This window comes from Reichenbachiella sp. MALMAid0571 (assembly GCF_040151475.1).
Classification (GTDB): Bacteria; Bacteroidota; Bacteroidia; order Cytophagales; family Cyclobacteriaceae; genus CAXBNB01.
Genome location: NZ_JBDKWG010000082.1, coordinates 19,234 through 40,883, shown reverse-complemented (window position 1 = coordinate 40,883; position 21,650 = coordinate 19,234). Strand labels below are relative to the sequence as shown.

The 21,650-nt window shown below is 36.2% G+C and carries 17 protein-coding genes; 6 read left to right on the top strand and 11 right to left on the bottom strand.

The window, feature by feature from the left end; all coding sequences use genetic code 11:
* Positions 1-128 precede the first annotated feature (128 nt).
* The gene (locus tag AAOP42_RS02210) at positions 129-1,076 is read left to right on the top strand and encodes a sodium-dependent transporter (RefSeq protein ID WP_349526822.1); all 948 of its coding nucleotides are present in this window, start codon (positions 129-131) and stop codon (positions 1,074-1,076) included.
* A gap of 160 nt (positions 1,077-1,236) precedes the next feature.
* On the top strand, positions 1,237-1,704 hold the full coding sequence (locus AAOP42_RS02205) for a pyrophosphohydrolase domain-containing protein (RefSeq protein ID WP_349526821.1): 468 nt from the start codon (positions 1,237-1,239) through the stop codon (positions 1,702-1,704).
* Between the two features lie 2 nt (positions 1,705-1,706).
* Here the strand turns inward: AAOP42_RS02205 and AAOP42_RS02200 are convergent, their stop codons facing one another.
* The 9 genes from AAOP42_RS02200 to miaB form a co-directional block, all read right to left on the bottom strand.
* On the bottom strand, positions 1,707-2,078 hold the full coding sequence (locus AAOP42_RS02200; RefSeq protein ID WP_349526820.1) for a PIN domain-containing protein: 372 nt from the start codon (positions 2,076-2,078) through the stop codon (positions 1,707-1,709).
* A complete protein-coding gene (locus tag AAOP42_RS02195; RefSeq protein WP_349526819.1) occupies positions 2,075-2,290 on the bottom strand; it encodes a DUF2191 domain-containing protein in 216 nt (71 codons plus the stop codon). Before AAOP42_RS02195 ends, AAOP42_RS02200 begins: the two co-directional genes overlap by 4 nt.
* 126 nt (positions 2,291-2,416) lie before the next feature.
* On the bottom strand, positions 2,417-4,048 hold the full coding sequence (gene groL / locus AAOP42_RS02190; RefSeq protein ID WP_349526818.1) for a chaperonin GroEL: 1,632 nt from the start codon (positions 4,046-4,048) through the stop codon (positions 2,417-2,419).
* 37 nt (positions 4,049-4,085) lie between these two features.
* A complete protein-coding gene (locus tag AAOP42_RS02185) occupies positions 4,086-4,364 on the bottom strand; it encodes a co-chaperone GroES (RefSeq protein WP_349526817.1) in 279 nt (92 codons plus the stop codon).
* Between the two features lie 235 nt (positions 4,365-4,599).
* The gene (gene secG, locus AAOP42_RS02180) at positions 4,600-4,923 is read right to left on the bottom strand and encodes a preprotein translocase subunit SecG (RefSeq protein ID WP_502947639.1); all 324 of its coding nucleotides are present in this window, start codon (positions 4,921-4,923) and stop codon (positions 4,600-4,602) included.
* A gap of 27 nt (positions 4,924-4,950) precedes the next feature.
* Positions 4,951-6,252: a tetratricopeptide repeat protein gene (locus tag AAOP42_RS02175; protein WP_349526815.1), complete on the bottom strand. Its 1,302-nt coding sequence runs from the start codon at positions 6,250-6,252 to the stop codon at positions 4,951-4,953.
* 42 nt (positions 6,253-6,294) lie between these two features.
* A complete protein-coding gene (locus AAOP42_RS02170; RefSeq protein WP_349526814.1) occupies positions 6,295-6,828 on the bottom strand; it encodes an LptE family protein in 534 nt (177 codons plus the stop codon).
* A complete protein-coding gene (locus AAOP42_RS02165; protein WP_349526813.1) occupies positions 6,812-8,080 on the bottom strand; it encodes a sigma 54-interacting transcriptional regulator in 1,269 nt (422 codons plus the stop codon). Before AAOP42_RS02165 ends, AAOP42_RS02170 begins: the two co-directional genes overlap by 17 nt.
* Before the next feature lie 13 nt (positions 8,081-8,093).
* Entirely contained in the window at positions 8,094-9,548 is a 1,455-nt protein-coding gene (miaB, locus tag AAOP42_RS02160) for a tRNA (N6-isopentenyl adenosine(37)-C2)-methylthiotransferase MiaB (protein ID WP_349526812.1), read from the bottom strand.
* Positions 9,549-9,745: 197 nt separating this feature from the next.
* Between miaB and AAOP42_RS02155 the strand changes: the two genes are divergently transcribed.
* From AAOP42_RS02155 to AAOP42_RS02140, 4 genes are all read left to right on the top strand, one after another.
* Positions 9,746-14,002, top strand: coding sequence for a S8 family serine peptidase (locus tag AAOP42_RS02155; protein ID WP_349526811.1), 4,257 nt, complete (start codon positions 9,746-9,748; stop codon positions 14,000-14,002).
* Between the two features lie 147 nt (positions 14,003-14,149).
* Positions 14,150-15,013, top strand: coding sequence for a hypothetical protein (locus AAOP42_RS02150; RefSeq protein ID WP_349526810.1), 864 nt, complete (start codon positions 14,150-14,152; stop codon positions 15,011-15,013).
* Between the two features lie 157 nt (positions 15,014-15,170).
* Positions 15,171-17,696, top strand: a complete 2,526-nt coding sequence (locus AAOP42_RS02145; RefSeq protein ID WP_349526809.1) for a PIG-L family deacetylase — start codon at positions 15,171-15,173, stop codon at positions 17,694-17,696.
* A gap of 224 nt (positions 17,697-17,920) precedes the next feature.
* Complete coding sequence (locus AAOP42_RS02140; protein ID WP_349526808.1) at positions 17,921-19,603, top strand: sodium:solute symporter family protein; 1,683 nt, start codon at positions 17,921-17,923, stop codon at positions 19,601-19,603.
* A 37-nt stretch (positions 19,604-19,640) separates the two neighbouring features.
* Here AAOP42_RS02140 and AAOP42_RS02135 read toward each other — a convergent pair whose 3' ends face one another.
* Together AAOP42_RS02135 and AAOP42_RS02130 are read right to left on the bottom strand one after the other, a co-directional pair.
* Complete coding sequence (locus tag AAOP42_RS02135) at positions 19,641-20,078, bottom strand: DUF1573 domain-containing protein (protein WP_349526807.1); 438 nt, start codon at positions 20,076-20,078, stop codon at positions 19,641-19,643.
* Between the two features lie 79 nt (positions 20,079-20,157).
* Positions 20,158-21,555: an ATP-dependent DNA helicase gene (locus AAOP42_RS02130; RefSeq protein WP_349526806.1), complete on the bottom strand. Its 1,398-nt coding sequence runs from the start codon at positions 21,553-21,555 to the stop codon at positions 20,158-20,160.
* Positions 21,556-21,650: the final 95 nt, after the last annotated feature.

Here is a 21,650-nt window from a genome sequence, read left to right as displayed (position 1 = left end):
TCTACAGGTCAACCAAATCCACAGACCGAAAAACCCATAAGACTATCTGCCAAATACCAACTACGGTTCGTTCAACACTACATTCATGCTTGGCCTATCGGCCGCACGAATGCTTAGTTATTGCACGAATGCTTAGTTATTTACTGATCCTTGTTTGTGCTGTGGCACTGAATATGGAAAATGGAGTAAAGGGATTGGAATATATGTTTTCCATTGATACTAATCTTTTTACTCAACCCAATATTTGGATAGAAGCCGTTTCTCAATCTGCCTGGTCAACAGGAGCAGGGTGGGGGTTGTTGATTACTTTGTCTTCATATTCTAATAAAAATGAAGATGTAACTCTCAATACTTTCGTTGGTGCTTTTGGTAACAATACGGCATCACTTTTAGCAGGGATGGCAATCTTGCCGGCTGTGTTTGCTCTGTCAGCCTTAGAAGGTGATGCTATTAGTTATTTGCAAAGTGGAAACCAAGCGTTGGTATTTACAATTATCCCAAGATTGTTTGCCAATATTTATGGAGGGGATATCCTGTCTTCAGTATTTTTCTTAGCACTTTTTTTAGCAGCTTTCAGCTCTCTTTTACCTATGATTGAGTTATTTATCAGTCATGTTGTGAGGACAGGACTTTCCAGAAAGAAGTCAATTTTATTGGTAATCATAGTTTTTGTAATCGCTGGTTTTCCGTCTGTTTATAGCTTAGATTTTTTCACTAATCAGGATTGGGTCTGGGGCATAGGATTGATTTTGAGTGGCTTGTTTATCGCTTTTGCAGTTGTTAAATATGGCATAGTTAAATTTAAAACTGATTTGATCGATAAAGATTCTGATTTCAGGGTTTCATTAAAGTATTTTTTTGTCTGTATTGTTGCAAATTTATTGATAGGAATCATTCTGATTTATTGGTGGCTTTCAAGAGGATATAGCACATACCCTTGGTTTGGTGAGAATGGGCATTGGAACTTATTTGACGTGTATAGCAATTCAACAGTGCTTACACAGTGGGGAGTGGTACTGTTTGTTGGCTTTTTACTCAATCGTTTGTTGTATAAAAAAATTGTTAGAGCGGTATGAGCTTAGCTTCGGTTATAAGTATGATTTTGATATTAGGAACTGTTATGGGAGGCTTTGTATATTTTCTTTATTTGACGATAAAAAAAGAAAAAGAGTAGTGAATATTTCATTATCATCAATGAACACTTAGTTTTGGTTTTGAAAAAAAAATAAAGTAAACATGGATAAAATTGATCCCTTAAATCAGGTTGCAGATTTTCATAGAACTTTTCAACACCCAATATTGGAATCGCCAACCATTCCTGATGAAAAGCGGTGCAAACTCAGAGTAGAGCTTATTTCAGAAGAACTGAAGGAGTTGGAACAGGCAATAGCGGATCAGGATCTTGTAGAGATAGCAGATGCACTTTGTGACATCCAGTATGTGTTGTCAGGTGCTATATTGGAGTTCGGGATGGGAGAGAAGTTTAAGACCCTGTTTGATGAAGTACAGCGCTCAAATATGAGTAAAGCCTGCAAGACATTAGAGGAAGCAGAAGCGACTGTGAAACATTATAAAGAAAATAAGGAGACCAACAGTTACATCAAAGAAGTGGGTGGTCTGTACCTTGTTTATCGTTCTGAAGACAACAAAACTTTGAAATCCATCAATTATAGCCCTGCTGATATTAAAGGAATATTAGGTTGAAATTACAAAGCCAATTCGTCAAATGATTTTTGAAGTTTTTTATCCAAAGTCCAAAGAGCCAGATCATTATCTGCACATGCAGCCAGGAGATAACAATCAATCAATCCAACTCCTTTGGCAAAAAGCTTGTATTTATTAGAGATGTTGCCAGCCCTAATAAAAAGATATTGTTCATCTACTTTTGGAAGACTTTCCCATAATATGTTTATGATATCCCTTTCCCGTTGATTTTTTACTCCTTGGAGCAATTCACCAAATACAGCACTAACAGTATAAATTTCTTGCTTTTTGATGTATATCTTGATGATGTCAACGATGTGCGGATCACTTTTTTTTAGAAAGGAAATCCACACAGAAGTGTCCACTAATATCATAAGTCTCTATTGATTTTACGAATGTTGTAGGCTGTGAAATCTTCGTTGAATTGCAATGGTTCTTTATCTATTGCATCCAATACATCGTAGATTTTTTGATTATTCAAATAGTATTTTAGAGCAATAACAATACTTTCTGTGATGTTTTTGCCTCCTGACATCTTTTTAACTTGCTCTATGAGGTTGTCGTCTATTAATGCTGTTACTTTCATGATCGTATGTTTTATACGACAAATATACGATAGAAAATCGTATTTATAAAAAAGCCTTAATATTTAAGAACAAAAAAGCCCTTCATAATTAAATGAAGGGCTTTTTAATATATCAATTTAATGATATTACATCATTCCTGGCATTCCACCACCGCCCATTGGAGGCATAGATGGAGCATCTTTTTCAGGGGCATCAGCCACTACACATTCAGTAGTAAGCAACAATGCAGCAATAGAAGCAGCGTTTTCAAGAGCCAATCTGGTTACTTTGGTTGGATCAATGATACCAGCTTTGAACATAGATTCGTAAGTGTTGGTAGCAGCATTGAAACCGTAATCACCTTTTCCAGCTCTTACATTGTTTATTACCACAGATCCCTCACCACCTGCATTTGCAACGATAGTCCTTAAAGGAGATTCTAATGCAATTCTCACGATATTTACACCAGTATTCTGATCTTCATTATCAAACTTAAGACCTTCCAGAGAATCTAGTGCTCTGATTAGAGCAACACCACCACCAGGTACTATACCTTCTTGTACGGCAGCTCTTGTAGCATGAAGCGCATCATCCACTCTGTCTTTTTTCTCTTTCATCTCTACTTCAGTAGCGGCACCTATGTATAGGATGGCTACACCACCAGATAATTTAGCAAGTCTTTCTTGCAATTTTTCTTTGTCGTAATCAGAAGTTGTGTTTTCTATTTGTTGTCTGATCTGATTTACTCTTGCCTTGATGTCTTCTGCCTTACCTGCACCATTTACGATCGTAGAGTTGTCTTTATCTATGATTACTCTTTCTGCGGTTCCAAGAGATTCAAGCGTTGCATTTTCTAATTTGTACCCTCTTTCTTCAGAGATTACAGTTCCTCCTGTTAGGACTGCAATATCTTCCAACATTGCTTTTCTTCTATCTCCAAATCCTGGAGCTTTCACAGCAGATACTTTCAGAGATCCTCTGATTTTATTCACAACCAGTGTAGCAAGAGCCTCTCCGTCCACATCTTCTGAAATAATCAACAATGGCTTACCGGTTTGAGCTGTTGCCTCCAAAATAGGTAGCAATTCCTTCATTGTTGATATTTTTTTGTCATAAATCAATATGTAAGGGTTCTCAAGGTTGGCTTCCATTTTTTCCGTGTCAGTTACGAAATATGGAGACAAGTATCCTCGGTCGAATTGCATACCTTCTACTGTTTTTACTTCAGTCTCGGTTCCTTTTGCTTCCTCTACAGTGATAACACCGTCTTTTCCAACTTTGTCCATTGCCTCAGCAATCATTTTACCCACTTCAACGTCATTGTTAGCAGATACTGATGCTACTTGCTGAATTTCACTGGTGTTTTTGATTGGTTTGGACTGTTTTCTTAAGTTTTCAACTACAGCAGTTATCGCTTTGTCAATACCTCTTTTCAAATCCATTGGATTTGCTCCGGCAGCCACGTTTTTTATACCCACGCCGAACATGGCTTGGGTCAATACAGTTGCAGTAGTAGTACCATCTCCTGCATCGTCTGCAGTTTTTGAAGCCACTTCTTTTACCAACTGAGCACCCATGTTTTCAACAGGATCGCTTAATTCTATTTCTTTAGCAACTGATACACCATCTTTGGTTACATTAGGTGCTCCAAATTTCTTGTCTAATAAAACATTTCTTCCCTTAGGTCCTAATGTTACTTTTACGGCATTCGCCAATGCATCTACTCCTTTTTTTATTCGATCCCTTGCATCGGTATCGAAAAATATGTCCTTAGCCATTTTTTGTTATTTTAATGATTAGATTTTGTTGAATTAATTAAACTGTTCCGAATACATCTGAGTTTCTCATAATCAGGTATTCAGCACCATCAATAGTTATTTCAGTGCCAGAGTACTTACCATACAATACTTTGTCACCAACTTTTACAGTCACTGGTTTTTCCGTGGTTCCTTCACCTACGGCTACAATGGTTCCTACTTGTGGTTTTTCTTTAGCAGTATCTGGTATGATAATTCCTGATGCTGTTTTTTCTTCAGCAGCAGCAGATTCCACCAAAATTCTGTCTTCGTTTGGTTTGAAATTCACTTTTGACATTTTTTTAGATATTTAATTATTTGTTAAATTAAAAAGATTATTAATCGAGTCTGCTTCTTACATAAGTTGTGCCACTGCTAATGTTACTGACAAATTCGGTCAATTTTTCAGGTTGGAAGGGTGTATCAAATTAGTAACTCTGTAAGTCTGACAAGATTGCAGGAATTGTCACTATATGATTATAAAAAAAGCTCCTTTTAGGAGCTTTTTTTATTCGTTTTTTTATTGGTAATGCCTAGTTGACAGAGTCAGTATCGCTTGAGTTAATAGGTTGATCAGTAGGTATCTCTATAGCAGGGGCTACATTTTTATCTTGAGCACTCTCTATATTCGGACTAGAAAACTCATTTGTTTCTCCAGTATTCACCACGAATTTTGTAGATAAAGTTAATATCATAAGTGCAATAGCTAATCCCCAGGTAATTCTTTCCAGTAAATCTCCTGTCTTTTTAACTCCCATTAGTTGAGAAGTACCAGATCCACCAAATTGACTGGTTAGTCCACCACCTTTAGAATTTTGAGCCAACACCACTAATACCAGCACAACAGATACCAGCATTATTATACTTATTATTGCTATTAACATTTACTTGTTTTTTAAATTTTTAATTCGAGTCGCAAAGTAAGACTTTTTTTCAGGATTTTTCAAAATTAATTGTTCATAAATAGAAATGGCGTTTTCCATCTTTCCCTGAGATTCGAATATTTTAGCCATGTTTTCGGTAACAATGTCAGAAGGAAAATCTTTGTTTTTTTCTGACAAATCAATGTTAGGTTCATTGTCTCCTTTATTTTTTTTTGCATCAATTGAAGGATTGGCAGAAATGAACTTATCAATTAGTTCTATTTGTTCTTCTATTACTACCTTCTTGCGAGGCGAGGTTTGTGTTAAAGTTTCTTTAGGCTTTTTTTTTTTGCCGTCTTCTAAATCAGTTTTTTTTGTTTTACCTGTTGTTGATTTGCCCTTTGTTTGAGATTTTTTGGCAGTAGGTTCTTTAGTGGTTTTGCTAGATTTTCCAGATGTTGCTTTATTCGTGTTTTTTCTAGCTGGTGCGGCTTTTTTGGTGGGCTCTGCTTTTGATTTTGGAGCAGGTCGCAGTATATTTAATCTGAATTTTTTACCACCTTTATTGGCTGGAGATAGTTTAAGATTTTCTTTTTGCTTGCTTAAACTCAGACTGTCATCATTGGGTTCATCGGCCAATTCCTCTTTATTTTGACTTTCTTCCGAATTTGCCAGGTCTTCATTTATGAGCTTGTCGGTTTCACTGCTATTGGTAGGAGAGTCCTTTTTTTTGTCAACTTCCTTTTTTTCAATTCCTTTTAATGCTTTACTTACTTGTTCCTCTTCCGCTATTATTTCTTCCGCTATTTGGGATTTAAGCTTGTCAACTTCACTTTTAGATTTAGGCTCTTCAATAGATAATTCATAGTCAAGAAATTGATTTCTGCTTTTTTTCCATTCCTCAATATTTTGATACACTTCATTGATCAACGAGTCATGTTCTAGTTGAGATAAATGATTTTTCGCTTCAAAAGTTTGTGGAGATGCAGTAGTAGAAGTGTTTTTTGTTTCGGTTAATACAAAAGATGTTTTTTGAACTACTTCCTCTTTTTGTTGAGGAGCTACTACCCTGGATGATTTTTCGAAAATAACATCTCCCTGAATATAGTTTTTAAAAGCTTTCCTACTAGTCGCATATATGGCAGCAGTATTGATTTTTTTGCCTGTTTGTTCGCTTTTTAAATGCCTGCTTGCTCTTGCAATAACAATGTGTCCACAGTGGAAATACGGATTGTCAACCACCAGTTGTTCCAATTCGTCAAGAGAGGAAGTAGATATAGTTTCAGGTTGTCGTAGTAAATCAACAAACTTTTGTTTATTCACGGTGGTAGTTTTGGTTTTCTAAAAAGCTAAAGTTAATAAAAATTACCAATTAGCCACAGAACTATTAAATATATCAAGAACTATTTGATCAAATATCGTATCTACAAAGTCATCCTCGTTTGAAGATAAATCTGTGGTATTTTGATCGAAATCTACAAAAAATGAAAAATTCCGGTCGAAATCATACTGATCGTCTTGAATATTGACATAGGCAGCAGATACGGTGATAGTAATTCTGGTCAGACTCGTATAATCAACCTGGTTGGTAGATTGTGAAGCGGACGGTGCTACTGGCGTTAAGGTATAATTGGTGATAGACCCTTCGAGCTGGAGATCACCTTCTTCATCTACAAGGGTTAAACTGGTATTTTGTTGATAATAATCTTTAATTTTTTCAGTGAATACGGCACTCATGTTAGAGGGACCCAAAGGTGCATTATTATAAAAGGTCTGGATAGACATTGTTTTTATGTCAGACGATATAGATGCACCTGTGAAAGAATATATACCGCAGGATGAGAATGCGAGACAAAATGAAACCAGAATAAATAAAATATTTTTAATCTTCCAATTCATACTGTTTGATTTTGCGGTACAATGTTCGTTCGGAAATGCCAAGATCCAATGCTGCATATTTTCTCTTGTTTCTATTTTTTCTTAGTGCTTTTATTATCAACTCTTTTTCTTTTTTCTCTATAGACAATGAATCATCCATTTCTGTTTCGTGAGAGATGTCTTCTATTCGTTCCAATTCATAAGGAGACAAATCTTTATTGGTTTTAATAACTAAAGCTTCTTCTTTTACTCTTGCAGGAGTATGGTTGTTGAAAGTTTCATTTGTTTGCTGAATATTGTTGAACAATTCTTCGTTTTGCTTCAATATCTCAGAACCTGAACTTTCGTCTTTTAGTATTTGCAGTACGAGTTTTTTTAAGTCATTCATATCACTTTTCATATCGAAAAGAATTTTATACAGTAAATCCCTTTCAGAAAAGTTTTCTCCTTTTTCCTTGTACTCAGAAGAGATAAGTGCTGGCAGATTGCTTGAAGAAGTGGGTAAATATTTTCTTAATGTTTCGGCATCAATGTTCCTTTCCATTTCCAAAACAGAGATTTGCTCTACCAGGTTTTTAAGTTGGCGGATATTTCCTGGAAAATGATAGCCTACTAATATTTTTTTTGCGTCTTCGTTGAGTTTTATTGCCTCGCTTCGGTATTTCTCAGAAAAGTCATAAGCAAATTTTCTGAATAGAAGCTCTACATCATCACCTCTTTCTCTCAATGAGGGTACATAAATAGGGACTGTGCTTAGCCTATAATAAAGGTCTTGTCGGAATTTTTTAACATTGACAGCATCAATCAAATCGACATTGGTAGCAGCTATTACTCTTACATTAGTTTTTTGTACTTTTGATGAACCTACCCGGATGAACTCACCATTTTCCAGAACTCTTAGAAGTCTTGCTTGTGTTCCCAATGGCATTTCTCCAATTTCATCAAGAAAAATAGTTCCTCCGTTGGTTACTTCAAAGTAACCTTTTCTGGCCTCATTGGCTCCAGTAAATGAGCCTTTTTCATGACCGAAAAGTTCAGAGTCAATCGTGCCTTCAGGAATAGCACCACAATTGATTGCAATAAACTGCCCATGTTTTTTAGAACTGAGGGCATGAATAATTTTAGAAAAAGATTCTTTTCCACTGCCACTTTCGCCAGTTATCAAGACACTCATGTCGGTAGGAGCTACCTGAGTAGCTACGTGGATGGCATGATTAAGCAGGTGAGAGTTTCCTACAATTCCGTACCGTTGCTTTATGGTTTGTATATCCATATTTGACCTGGTTCTATTTTATTATTTCCCCAAAAAGGGTAGCAGTAGTGCATTCATTTACCTTTACATTTACAAAATCTCCTTTTTTGATTCCGTTGGCCGGGAATATAATTACTTTGTTTGCACTATTTCTTCCCTGCATTTGTTCTTTAGATCTTTTCGAAAATCCTTCTACCAGCACTTGGTGTATTTTTCCAATATCAAGCTTGTTTCTTTCTAAAGAAATCTGCTGTTGTTTGTCTATTATTTCACCTAACCTTCTTTTTTTGATTTCAAGAGGAATGTCATCTTTCAGCTTTTTTTCAGCTAAAGTGCCTGGTCTTTCAGAATAATAAAACATATAGGAAAAATCGTATTTCACATAGTCCATTAAACTAAGAGTTTCACGGTGTTCTTCTTCGGTTTCAGTGCAAAAACCAGTGATCATATCTGATGAAATACCACATTCTTCTCCCAAAATGTTTCTAATGGCATCAACTTTTTTAATGTACCATTCTCTGTCGTATGTTCTATTCATTAGATCCAAAACTCTGGAATTCCCACTTTGAGCAGGTAAGTGAATATTTTTACAGATGTTGTTGTACTTTTTCATAGTGTACAATACATCGTCGGTGATATCTTTTGGATGGGAAGTAGAAAATCTAATGCGAAGATATGGGCTTACCAGAGCAACCATTTCTAACAAGTCTGCAAAATTGACTATTTCCTCTACTTCAGATTTTTCCAGCTTTGCTTTATTGTTTTCCTGGGGCGACCACTTATATGAGTCAACATTTTGTCCCAGCAGGGTTACTTCTTTGTATCCTTTGTCAAATAAATCCTGAGCTTCTGCTACAATGGAATGAGGGTCTCGGCTTCTTTCTCTTCCTCTGGTAAAGGGCACAACACAAAAGGAGCACATATTGTCGCATCCTCTCATGATGGATATCATTGCGGTTACTCCATTAGAGTTTAATCTGACAGGGCTTATATCGGCATAAGTTTCTTCTCTTGATAAAAAAGTGTTTACCGCTTTTTGGCCTGATTCTACTTCTTTTACCAATCCGGGTAAGTCTCTGTAAGCGTCTGGTCCGGCTACCAGGTCAACAATTTTTTCTTCGTCTAACAGCTTTGATTTCAACCTTTCTGCCATACAGCCCAATACGCCCACCATTAATTCTGGCTTGTGCTTCTTTAAAGCATTTATTTGATTAAGCCTCCTGCGAACTGTTATTTCTGCTTTTTCCCTAATAGAACATGTGTTGAGAAATACAATGTCTGCATCTTCAATTTTTGATGTAGTACCGACTCCTTCTTTATTCATGATGGATGAAACAATCTCACTATCTGAAAAATTCATCTGACAGCCATAGCTTTCGATGTATAATTTCTTCCCGCTACTGCTATCAGTGTCTTGAGAAATTTTTATTGTTTCGCAAGCATTTGCATCCTCTGAAAGGATTTCAATATCATTAATTACTTCCTTCAATGGTTCATTTTTTTTAAAGATTGCAAAGATAGATAATTAAGACAAAATGGCAGTTTAATTCTGAATAGTTATTGAATATGTGGGAATGGCTTTTGCAACTTTTCTGATATAATAGATTAATACTGTTAATATGAAGGTTTGTTCCCTTCTTAAAACCCAATTTGTTTATTTTTAGTTTTTATTTCATTTTACTAAGCATGCGAATAAAAACTATCTATATCGTTTTATTTCTTTTTATTCTGATTTTCAGCTTATCAACAAGAGCGCAAACATTGAAAAATGTTAGTTCTACTCTTAATAATAAAGAACTTATTGTATCAGGAAAGGTAGTAATGAAATTAAAGCGGAAGGTAAATATTCTTAGTCAGGGTAAGCAAATTTCCAACACTATAGACCCTGATAATGTAGAATCCATCTCAGGAATAAAAAGCATAGAAAGTCTAAAATTTAACAGAAATACGAACCTTAAAACAGCTCCGTTATCCACTGGTAACTCTGTCTTGGACAACATATATATCATTGAAACAGGCACAGAACAAAATATTGAGGAAATCATTAATAACCTACGCAAATATTCTAATGTTGTGTATGTTGAACCGTTTTATAAAGAGCAACTGTTATTTACTCCCAATGACACTAATATTGGTTTGCAGACTAATTTAAATTTGATAAAGGCGAAAGAGGCATGGGATATTACCAGAGGTAGTGAATCCATTATTGTCGGTGTGAGTGACACAGGAGTACAATTGGATCACGTGGATTTGGCTGACAATTTACATTTGAATGAAGCTGATCCTGTAAATGGTTTAGACGATGATGGAAATGGTTTCGTAGATGATTATCAGGGGTGGGATTTTGCCGATTTGGACAATGATCCTACGGCAGATCAAAACGGACACGGGACTTTTGTAGCAGGGTTGAGTAGTGCAGTAACTGATAATAGTATAGGTATGGCTGGTATTGGCTACAATTCGAAATTTGTCCCACTTAAAGTTTTTAGCTCTTCTGGTGGCAATTCATTTGATACCTACGGATCTATAATATATGCTGCAGATCAGGGGTATGATGTGATCAACCTGTCATGGGGTTCGGAAGGGACGTATTCTTCGTTTGCTCAGGATGTGATCAATTATGCAGTTTTGGAAAAAGATATGGTTGTAGTGTCAGCCGCTGGTAATACTAACGAGGAACTTCAATTTTATCCGGCTTCATATGATTATGTGCTTTCAGTGGCAAATACCGATATGGAAGATAATAAGTCTCCCGGTGCTACCTATAGTTATAAGGTAGATTTAACAGCACCAGGGTTTGGCATATACTCCACTAAAAACGGTGATTCATATGCCAGTGAAAGTGGTTCTTCTTTTTCTTCTCCTCAGGTAGCAGGAGCTGCTGCATTGGTGAAAAGCGTGTTTCCTCATTGGAATGCACTTCAGATAATGGAACAGATTAGAGTTACTGCGGATGATATATACGATGTTGAAGCGAATCAAAATTACTTGGGTCAGCTTGGAAAAGGACGACTGAATGTGCTTAGAGCAGTTTCCGAAGGGACTTCTCATTCTATTCGGATTAAAGATTTCTCATATTCAAATTCATTTGGGGAATATGCATTTTTCAATGATACAGTTACAGTATCATTGAATTTTCATAATTACCTCAATCCAACTATTAATGCTACTGCTACTCTTTCTTCAGAGAATCCAAATGTCATTATTCCCGATCCTGTATTAACAATTGGAGCACTTGGTGAAATGGAATCAAGTGAAGTATTTGAAATAGCTATTATGATAACTGAGGAAGCACAGCATGAAGAAAGAATTATAGTTCGAATTGACTTTTTGGATGGTGAATATGAAGACTTTGAATATTTTGAGTTTCCGATAAGCCCTGCTAACCTCGGGATAAATAATCCGGCTATTTCATTTAATATAGATCGAAATGGAAATATCGGGCGTTCTAATAATGATCAACAAAACAATTATGGCCTCTATTTTAACGAGAACCTTGTTTCTGAACATTTAGGTGTATTAATTGGAAGTCATGAAGATTCCATTTCAGATAATTTATTGAATGATTTTGCTCAATTCTCTTACGAACAGGATTTTGAAGCTTTAAATAAAATCAAACTTTATAACCAATCTGTAGCAGATATTTATGGTAAGAGTTCGTTCAGTGATTCTAATGCAGGAACGACTTCTTTGGGTGTAGTAGTGGAGCAAGAAGTTTTGCTTTGGGATGACGATGGGAATAGTGAGTTTGCCATTATTGAATATAGAGTTACAAACAATACTGCAAAAGTTAAAGAGAATTTAAAGGTTGGTTTTTTTGCTGATTGGGATTTGGAAAATAAGCTTAAAAATAAATCTAACTGGGATTTGGAACACAAACTGGCATATACTCATAATGAGGTTTCGACTCAATTTATGGGTATAGCACTTATTTCCAGTCAAAATGCCCATGTGTATTCTATAGATTTACTGAATGAAAATGGCAATAGTGCTGACTTGTCAGATACATTTTCAGATGCAGAGAAATATGCATTTCTAACGACGGAAAAACAGATAGCGGGTGAATTGGGTCAGGGAAATGATGTAGCTCAGTTACTCACAGCACAAATCGGTAGTCTCGATGCTTATGGAAGTCAAAAGGTGGCTTTTGTGATAGCGGGAGGGGATGATTTAGAATCCTTAAAAAATAGTATCGTAAAGGCTATCAATAAATACAATGATTTTTTAGAAACTCCACCTATTGCTGAATCTCATCAGTTTTGTGCTAATCAGCCTTTTAATCTTACACTCGATAATGGCGATGAATTTGAAATATATGATACTTATGATATGACCAATCTTCTCTTAACAGGAAATGGGTTTGATTTCTCAGAGTTGACCAAAGATTCATTGCTGTATGTAAGAAATATTGGTTTGGATTATCCGTCTGATATTTACAGAGTAGCTATTGAAGTTGAGAATTTAAAAAGGAATTTTAGTATTAGCCCTGATACACTTTATCTGGGTGATGCTCAGATAAACCAGGCGTCATTTACGGATCAATCTGAAAATGCCATATCATGGCAATGGTCTTTCGGGAATGGCTCATTTTCTACTGTTCAAAATCCTAAAATGATATATAATGAGTCGGGCGTTTATGATGTGAGTTTAGACGTAACCAACGAAATGGGATGCAGTGGAAGTGTTACCAATAAAATAACTGTTGCTGAAAGGAGTGTTGAACCTGTCATTGAGGATCAGACAATATGCAAAGGTGAAGTAGTTGTATTGTCAGCTACTAACTCATCAAAGTTAAATGTGTATAAAAATCTGAGTGATGAAAACCCGATATTTTCAGGTGCTCAGTTTACTTCGGATGTTATTTTGAATGACACTGTGTTCTATGTTACTTCTACGGAAGAAGTATTTGAAAGCCATCCGGTAGCAGTTCAGGTAAATGTCAATCATTTGAATGTTGATTTTGTAGCTGTGGCAGATACATTGGATTTGAACACAAAAAATCAAATTAATTTTTCAGACAACAGCCTTGGTGCTCAAAGTTTTGAATGGTATGTGGATGGAGAGCAAGTTGGAACAGAAGAGCAGGTTAATTTTACGTTTACCGATCAAACCTTTCTGGAAGTGAAATTGATCACGACCAATGAAATGGGGTGTATGGACTTCTTTACAAAGGCCGTAACCATAGAGGTATCACCTATTCCAGAGCTAGACGATATTACTATTTGTCCTTTTGATGAAGTGGTTCTGAAACCTACGGTTGGCAGTGTTTTTTATTTTTATGACAATGCTGATTTGAGTTCACCAATCTATAAAGGAAGGTCAATGAATCTGGGTAAAGTTTCCTCTAATTCTACTTACTATGTGACCAGAGTTGATGGATTTCTCGAAAGTGCTCCGAAGACTGTGGTAATAGATACATATTTGTTTGAGACTGAAATAGTCGCTGATCCCGAAATTTTGGTGCTAAGCCAAAATAGCACAGCCTCTTTTTCTTATCTGTCTGAACAAGATGTGGTTTCAACAAAATGGTATATCAATGATGTCTTTGCTGAGTCAGTCAATTCTCCAAGATTGAATTTTGAAGAGGCTGGAGATTACAATATACAATTGATAGCTATAGATGGTAGGGGATGTGTAGATACTACTGCTACTACTTATAAAATCGTAGATGTGCCCATTACAGGTATTGATATGAATGCATTGTCTCAAATAAAATTTTACCCAAATCCGGTTAATAACCTTTTGAAACTGGAAGGGTCAGAACCATTTAAGAATCTCTATTTGTTCGATACTACTGGAAAATTGGCAGCAGAATTCCTTTCCAAAAATAATCGGACTGAAGCAGTACTTGATTTGACACCAATAAATAACGGAGTGTATTTTTTGAAAAGCTCTTTTAAATCAAACTATTCTATTCACAGAATAATTGTCCAGAAAAAGTAGTCTAAACTTTCCTTTTTGACCACTACCTCAATGTTGGAAATAAATATAATTTTTTCAATGTTCAATTAAACCTTTCTACTATAGTCTCATCTAACCCCCAAATAATCTTTTAAACAGGTTTAATTTTTAACAAAAACAAATACTAAAATGAAAAGGATATTTGGAATTCTAATTGCGTTTACAGCAACATTTATGATTGGATGTACAGAAGACAATCAATTGGAGGATGCATCGTCGATTTATGCAGATGATGTAGATTTTGTAGTTACTTCAGAGGCGGCTTATGACGATGTGGAAGATGCAGCAGAAGAAGCTCTTGGGTATGATTTTTTAAGTTCTGGGAGAGATGGTCAAGGTAAGTTTTTCGGTTGTGCCGATATTACTAAAGATGAAGAAGCTCAGATGATTACCATTGATTTTGGTGATGGGTGTGAAGGAAGAAATGATAGAGTAAGATCTGGTAAAATCATCATTACATGGTCGGGAGAAAGAGGTGAAGCAGGATTTACTAAAACAGTCACTTTTGAAGATTATGTAGTAAGTGGAGTAGCTATAGAAGGTACACGTACATCTGTGGATGTATCCGGGCATGATGCCAATCCTAGAATATATACCGTAACATTAACAGGAGGAAAAATGACATTTGAAGATGGAAGCATTGCGACCAGAGAAGCTTCTCATACTACTACCTCAGAAGAAACAGAAGATGATAAAATCAAAACCAAATTTGGTTCTGCATCAGGTATCAATATGGATGGATTGACCTACTCTAAAGTTGTAGAAGAAGCCACTCCAATTACATTTAAGCATTCATGTAAAGAAGAAGGATTTTTTGCTCCGGTTTCAGGAATTGCAACGATTAGTGTGGAGGGAGAACTTGATAAAGTGGTCGATTTTGGAGATGGGTCATGTGATAATATCGCAACAGTGACTCAAGGAGATGTAGTAGAAGAAATAGAAGTTGATGCGGTAAAGAGAAGGAGAGGACATCAGATTAGGAGAAGAGGATAAATAATAGGCCAAAATTCAAAATAGCAAGCCGTCGGTCTATCCGACGGCTTTTTTTGTGAAATTATTTCAACAAACCAAGATTGTGTTTTACCGTTTAACCGATAATATTTTTTACTTCCTTATTATCCATTTATTATTGTCGGATAAATAAAACTTTATGTTGAAACTAATTCGTACTGTTTCTTTACTATTAACAATATGCTTTGTTCAAAGCAGTTCTATTGCACAAGCACCAAAAAAACACAATGCAGCAGAAATACAGTTGATGCTTCAAAAGCTCAATGTACTGGGTACTGTGCTATATGTGGCCGCTCATCCCGATGATGAAAATACCAAGTTGATAGCTTATTTGGCAAACGAAAAATTGTATAATACAGCCTATCTGTCTGCGACACGTGGCGATGGAGGACAAAATTTGATTGGGCCTGAAATAAGAGAATTGCTAGGATTGATCCGTACTCAGGAATTACTTGCAGCCAGAAGAACAGATGGAGGGCAACAATTTTTTTCTCGTGCCAATGATTTTGGATATTCTAAAAATCCCGACGAAACCTTTAACATTTGGGATAAAGATCAAGTGTTGTCTGATTTTGTTCGGACATTTAGAAAATTCAAACCAGACGTGGTTATTACCCGTTTTCCGGTTGATGGAAGAGGAGGGCATGGGCATCATACTGCATCAGCTATTTTAGCTGGAGAAGCATTTGAGGCATCCGGAGATGCAAGCAAATATCCCGATTTGGCAAAGGAATTTGGTGTTTGGAGCCCAAAAAAACTATTTTTCAATACCCATCCTTATTTCTTTGGAGGGTTGGACAAAGAGGATACTTCACAATATGTAACGGAAGATTTGGGCCTTTACAATCCACTTTTGGGTAAATCCTACCCCGAAATAGCTTCATTGAGCAGGAGTATGCATAAGAGCCAGGGCTTTGGCTCAACAGGAACCAGAGGTTCTCAAGTGGAGTATTTTATACCAATTATTGGTGATCCTTCTACAGGTATGTTTGGTGGTATTGATACTTCTTGGAATAGAGTAGAGGGAGGGGATAAAGTTGCGGCGCATGTTGAGAATGCATTAATGAGTTTCGATGCAACTAATCCAGAATTGATGGTTGATGACCTTATTAAAGCTTACAAGGCTTTGGATCAATTGGAAGATGAACATTGGAAAAAAATAAAGAAAGATGAAGTCAAAACTATCATTAAAGCATGTCTCGGGTTGTATCTGGAGATCAAGGCAAATGATAGTGCATTTACACCAGGTGATTCTATAAAACTCAGCGTTGAGGCTATTAATAGGTCCAAAGTAGGAGTGATGTTGTCTTCGATTGCAATAGATAAACTGGAGACATTTTCTTTAAATCAAAAACTTCAAAACAACAGTCCTTTTCATTCAGATAAGCACTACGTTTTACCTCAAGATCTGGAATATTCCCAGCCTTACTGGTTGAAAAAGGAGGGTACATTAGGAATGTATTCAGTAGCGGATGAGAGTTTGATTGGAACTCCGGAAAATGAAGCGGTTTTGCATGCAATATTTACTGTAGAAGTTGAAGGAGTATATCTTGATTATAATCTGCCAGTGATTTTCAAGAAAAATGATCCTGTTGATGGTGAAGTGTACCAACCGTTGGAGTTTACTCCACCTGTATTTACCAATATTGCTGAAAAAGTATATGTATTTGGTTCTGACGTGAGTAAAGAAGTTAATATAATAGTGAAGGCAGGAAAAGCCAATATTTCAGGAAGTTTGATGATCCAACTTCCAAAAGGATGGAAGTCTTCACCTGTTAATACTAATTTTGATCTGAAGCAAAAAGGAGAAGAACAAACCTTTCAATTTAAAGTCACACCTCCAAAAGGACAAAGTGAGGGTGAAGTAGTGGCAATTGCTAATATTGAAGGTAAAGAGTATAATAAAAGTTTAGTGAGGATAGACTATGACCATATTCCACTACAAACTTTGTTTCCAAAATCCTCTTCCAAAGTAGTAAAAATTGACTTTAAAAGGAGAGGTCAAAATGTTGGTTATATTATGGGAGCTGGCGATGAGATACCTGCCAGTCTCCGGCAAATAGGTTACAACGTATGGGAGATGAGTGATGAAGACATTACCGCCCAAAACCTCAAAGATTTAGATGCTGTCATTGTTGGGATTAGAGCTTATAATACCAGAGAAAGAATGAAATTTCATCAGGACAAACTGATGAAATATGTCGAAAATGGAGGAACAATGATTGTACAATACAATACGAATCATAGGTTGAATACCAAAGAATTGGGGCCGTATCCGTTTCAGTTGTCCAGAGACAGGGTCACAGTCGAAGAAGCTGAAGTCCGAATTCTGAATGACAAACACCCTCTGATGAATGTGCCAAACAAGATTACAAAAAAGGATTTTGAAGGATGGGTGCAGGAGCGGGGACTTTATTTCCCCAATGAATGGGATGAAAAATATGAAGCCCTGCTTTCTTCTAATGATCCTAATGAAGATGCAAAAAGTGGAGGTCTGTTAGTTGCCCAATATGGAAAAGGATACTATATCTATTCTGGTTATTCATGGTTTAGGGAACTACCGGCAGGAGTGCCCGGGGCGTACAGGTTGTTTACCAATATGATTTCATTGGGCAACAAAGAAAATCTGACAGAAAGTAAAAATGTAAAGATAGGAGTGGAGTGATTTTAGTTTTATGAAAGGGCAACTTCAGGATTATATAAAAATGCTATCTAAATAATATGGAAACAGAAGATAAACCACCGTTTTTCCGTACTTGGAAAAATATGTACCTTTTCGTCTTTTTTAATCTGGTCGGCATGATATTGCTTCTTTATTGGTTTAGTATCTCTTTTAAGTAATTACCGAAGCTTTTACAGTAAAATTATTTATAATATCAATTACATTAAATGCACTTTCTTGATTTCTTAGTACTATTTGGAACACTGGGTTTTATTGTTGGATATGGTGTCTGGAAGACGAAGGGCAATAGAAATATAGAAGGGTATTTACTTGGTGATAAAAGTATGAAATGGGGGACTATTGGTTTGTCCGTGATGGCTACCCAAGCCAGTGCCATTACTTTTATAAGCACGCCAGGCCAGGGTTATGAAAGCGGAATGGGGTTTGTTCAGAACTATTTTGGACTACCTATCGCTTTGATCATTGTAGCTTTTGTTTTTATTCCTCTCTATTACAAACTGAATGTATATACAGCGTATGAATTTTTAGAAAAAAGGTTCGATCAAAAAACCAGATTGTTAGGAGCATTTTTATTTATGGTACAACGTGGTTTGGCTGCAGGTATCACCATTTATGCTCCTGCTATCATCCTTTCGACTATTTTGGTTTGGGACTTGTCCTGGACAATATTACTTGTAGGAATCTTAGTAATTATTTACACCGTGTCTGGGGGTACAAAAGCGGTTAGCCTGACACAAAAGTACCAAATGGCGGTAATCCTGATAGGCATGGTGATGGCCTTCTTTTACATTCTTGATTATTTGTCTCCTTTTGTGTCGTTTACCGGAGCATTGGAGATCGCTGGTAGATTAAACAAACTTAATGCGGTAGATTTTAGTTTGAATTTTGAGACACGATATACTGTATGGTCTGGTGTATTAGGAGGGTTGTTTTTGGCACTTTCATATTTTGGTACCGATCAGTCTCAGGTTCAGCGCTACCTGGGAGGTAAAAATACTACGGAAAGCAAAATGGGACTCATGTTCAATGCCATATTGAAAATACCTATGCAGTTTTTCATCTTACTTACAGGGGTACTTATATACGTGTTCTATGTTTTTTATCAGCCTCCTGTACACTTCAATAATGCATCGTTAGAAACAGTGAAAGGTGCTGGAAAAACCATTGAACTCAATCAAATAAAATCTGATCATGATGACCTGATTGAAAAGAGAAAACAATCAGCTTTGGATTATAGAGATGCCTTAAAAAAGGGTGATGGCAATATACAACAAGTTGGGGATGAGCTTATAGAAAATGCCGCTGCTGTTGATTCTAAAAGAGATGAAATGAAAACATTGATTTCTTCTGTGGATGGGGCTATTAAGACCAAAGATTCTGATTATGTTTTTCTCACATTCATATTAAACTACCTTCCCCATGGGTTGATTGGGTTGCTGATTGCTGTGATCTTTTCTGCGGCAATGTCTTCCACATCGTCAGAAATAAATGCATTGGCTTCTACTACCGTTGTTGATTTTTATAAGAACATTATCAATACTAAAGCTTCAGACAAAAATTACCTGAATGCGTCTAAATGGCTAACAGTACTCTGGGGAGGGTTGGCTATTGCATTTGCATTTATGGCTCATTTGTCAGAGAACCTTATCGAAATGGTGAACATTCTTGGTTCTATTTTTTATGGTAATATTCTGGGAATTTTTCTGGTCGCTTTCTTCGTCAAACATGTAAAAGGCAATGCCGTATTTATAGCGGCAATAGTTTCTCAAATTACGATCTTTCTGCTTTTTCTTTTCACTGATATTGGCTATCTGTGGTTCAATGTAATAGGATGTGTAATGACAATTCTACTCAGCATGTTGTTGCAGTCCATGCTAAAAAAGCAATAGCATAGACCACAAAAAAATGTGAAAGTGAGTAATCTGATTAACCTTCAGTCTCTTTTGTTTCTGTAGTTTTTTTAGGAAGCACATTCGAAATAATACTGACTCTTTCAGGATTGTTTATAGCATTGGATGTGATGGTAATCACTTTGTTTTGTCTTCCGTTTTTTCCTCTACTGTTAAATTTTGCCTCTATTTTTGACTTGGCTCCAGGAGCAATTGGTTCTCTTGGCCAGAAAGAAGTAGTACATCCGCAGGTAGTTTGTACATTGGATAAAATAAGCGGGGCATCACCAGTATTTTCAAAGTTAAAAACATATTCAACAATATCACCCTGTTCGATATCTCCAAAATCATGAGATTTTTCCTCAAATGTAATGTATGGACCCGGCTGAGGTTCTGCTTTTTTTTCGGATTCCTGAGCAAATGAGGTGAATGTTGCAAATAGGGCAATGAATAATAATAATGATAGTTTCTTCATGGTTTTCAAATATTAATACTTGTGATAATCGTAACAAATTGTATGCCCAAGAAGGGCATTAGATGTATATAACGGCAAATTAAAAAAAACTGCTATGAAAATTCAATAAAAATAATTCATTCCTGGCTCTGGTGACTGCTGTATATACCCACCTCAAAAATTCTTTGTCGATTTTTTCCAGTGTAAGATATCCCTGATCTACAAAAATAGCGTTCCATTGACCACCTTGAGATTTGTGGCAGGTAAGTGCATAAGCGTACTTAATTTGTAGTGCATTAATGTATGGGTCTTTTTTCATTTCTTCTTTTTGCTGCTTTCTTGTTAGGCCACCATAGTCTTCTAACGCTTGCTCATATAGAGCTTTATTTAAATCAGCAGGTAAAGCAGGAGTGTTTGAGTGTAGCGTGTCTAAAATCACTTTTGCTTCGAATGAGTTTTTGTAGGAGTAGTCCAGTAATTTGAGTTCAAGATCGGCAAACCTGAGACCATACATTTCTTCCGTGTTTTTTATCTTGAGTACCTCTACAAAATCACCATTGGCCAAAAAACCTGATGGCATATCGTCGGGTAAAAACATATAATTGTTTTTGGCAATCATAAGTAAATCTCCAGCTTCCAATTCTTCCTCACGAAACAGCAATTGATGGCGGATAAATTTATTGTATTGTACCGCAGATCGATTTGACCGACAAATAATAAGAGTATTTTCAATACCATATTTGTCGTAAGAGTAGCGCAATCCATCCTCTAGTCTTTCGCTGGTCATTCTGAAAATATCAGGATATTGAGAGGTGTTGAACTTGATTTTGATTGGGTTTTGATTGAGCTGAGACCTGAGTTGAGTGGCGTTTTGTAAAATACCACTGTTAAGAGCCTGACGAGTGATTTCTGTTAATTCAAAATTAACAATATTTAATCGATACATGTCGGATAAGAAAGCATGGTCTAAGGCAAAACTCTCTTCCTGCATTACCGGAGGAAGCTGGGCTGTGTCTCCGATCAAAATGAGTTTGTTTCCTTCTTTTTCAAATATATAGTCTATGAGATCGGTGAGAAGACTTCTGCCATTAAAGTCTTTTTGAACGGGAATCATGGAAGCTTCATCAACTATAAAAATAGTGTCTTTCTGGTAATTTTTCTGCCTTTTAAAACTCAAGCCTACCTCACCTTGACCACCAACGCTTTTGTATATTTTTTTATGAATTGTAAATGCCACCCGGCCGGAATAACTGCTCAATACTTTTGCGGCCCTACCTGTGGGAGCCAGCAATACAAATTGCTGATTAAACAAGGGTAAAACTTTCACCAATGCACCCATTAGGGTTGTTTTGCCTGTACCAGCATAGCCTTTTATTATGACTGTAGGCTTATGTTCTCTGGTTTCAAGAAATTCATCTAAATAATCAATGATTTTTAATTGCCCACTAGTGGGTTCAAATGGAAATTTATTTTTTAGTATAGATGAGGGTTGTGGCAATTTTTTGCTTGATATGTGAAGTTTACTGCGAATGTAACAAAACAGACTCCCCGATTAATTTTATATAGGAAAATTATTAGCACTTGATAAAATCA

Excerpts from the sequence above, each read along its gene's own strand:
- AAOP42_RS02210 (WP_349526822.1), top strand. The coding sequence starts at position 129 with ATGCTTAGTTATTTACTGATCCTTGTTTGTGCTGTGGCACTGAATATG.
- AAOP42_RS02205 (WP_349526821.1), top strand. The coding sequence starts at position 1,237 with ATGGATAAAATTGATCCCTTAAATCAGGTTGCAGATTTTCATAGAACT.
- AAOP42_RS02200 (WP_349526820.1), bottom strand. The coding sequence starts at position 2,078 with ATGATATTAGTGGACACTTCTGTGTGGATTTCCTTTCTAAAAAAAAGT.
- AAOP42_RS02195 (WP_349526819.1), bottom strand. The coding sequence starts at position 2,290 with ATGAAAGTAACAGCATTAATAGACGACAACCTCATAGAGCAAGTTAAA.
- groL (WP_349526818.1), bottom strand. The coding sequence starts at position 4,048 with ATGGCTAAGGACATATTTTTCGATACCGATGCAAGGGATCGAATAAAA.
- AAOP42_RS02185 (WP_349526817.1), bottom strand. The coding sequence starts at position 4,364 with ATGTCAAAAGTGAATTTCAAACCAAACGAAGACAGAATTTTGGTGGAA.
- secG (WP_502947639.1), bottom strand. The coding sequence starts at position 4,923 with ATGCTGGTATCTGTTGTGCTGGTATTAGTGGTGTTGGCTCAAAATTCT.
- AAOP42_RS02170 (WP_349526814.1), bottom strand. The coding sequence starts at position 6,828 with ATGAATTGGAAGATTAAAAATATTTTATTTATTCTGGTTTCATTTTGT.
- AAOP42_RS02165 (WP_349526813.1), bottom strand. The coding sequence starts at position 8,080 with ATGGATATACAAACCATAAAGCAACGGTACGGAATTGTAGGAAACTCT.
- AAOP42_RS02155 (WP_349526811.1), top strand. The coding sequence starts at position 9,746 with ATGCGAATAAAAACTATCTATATCGTTTTATTTCTTTTTATTCTGATT.
- AAOP42_RS02150 (WP_349526810.1), top strand. The coding sequence starts at position 14,150 with ATGAAAAGGATATTTGGAATTCTAATTGCGTTTACAGCAACATTTATG.
- AAOP42_RS02145 (WP_349526809.1), top strand. The coding sequence starts at position 15,171 with ATGTTGAAACTAATTCGTACTGTTTCTTTACTATTAACAATATGCTTT.
- AAOP42_RS02140 (WP_349526808.1), top strand. The coding sequence starts at position 17,921 with ATGCACTTTCTTGATTTCTTAGTACTATTTGGAACACTGGGTTTTATT.
- AAOP42_RS02135 (WP_349526807.1), bottom strand. The coding sequence starts at position 20,078 with ATGAAGAAACTATCATTATTATTATTCATTGCCCTATTTGCAACATTC.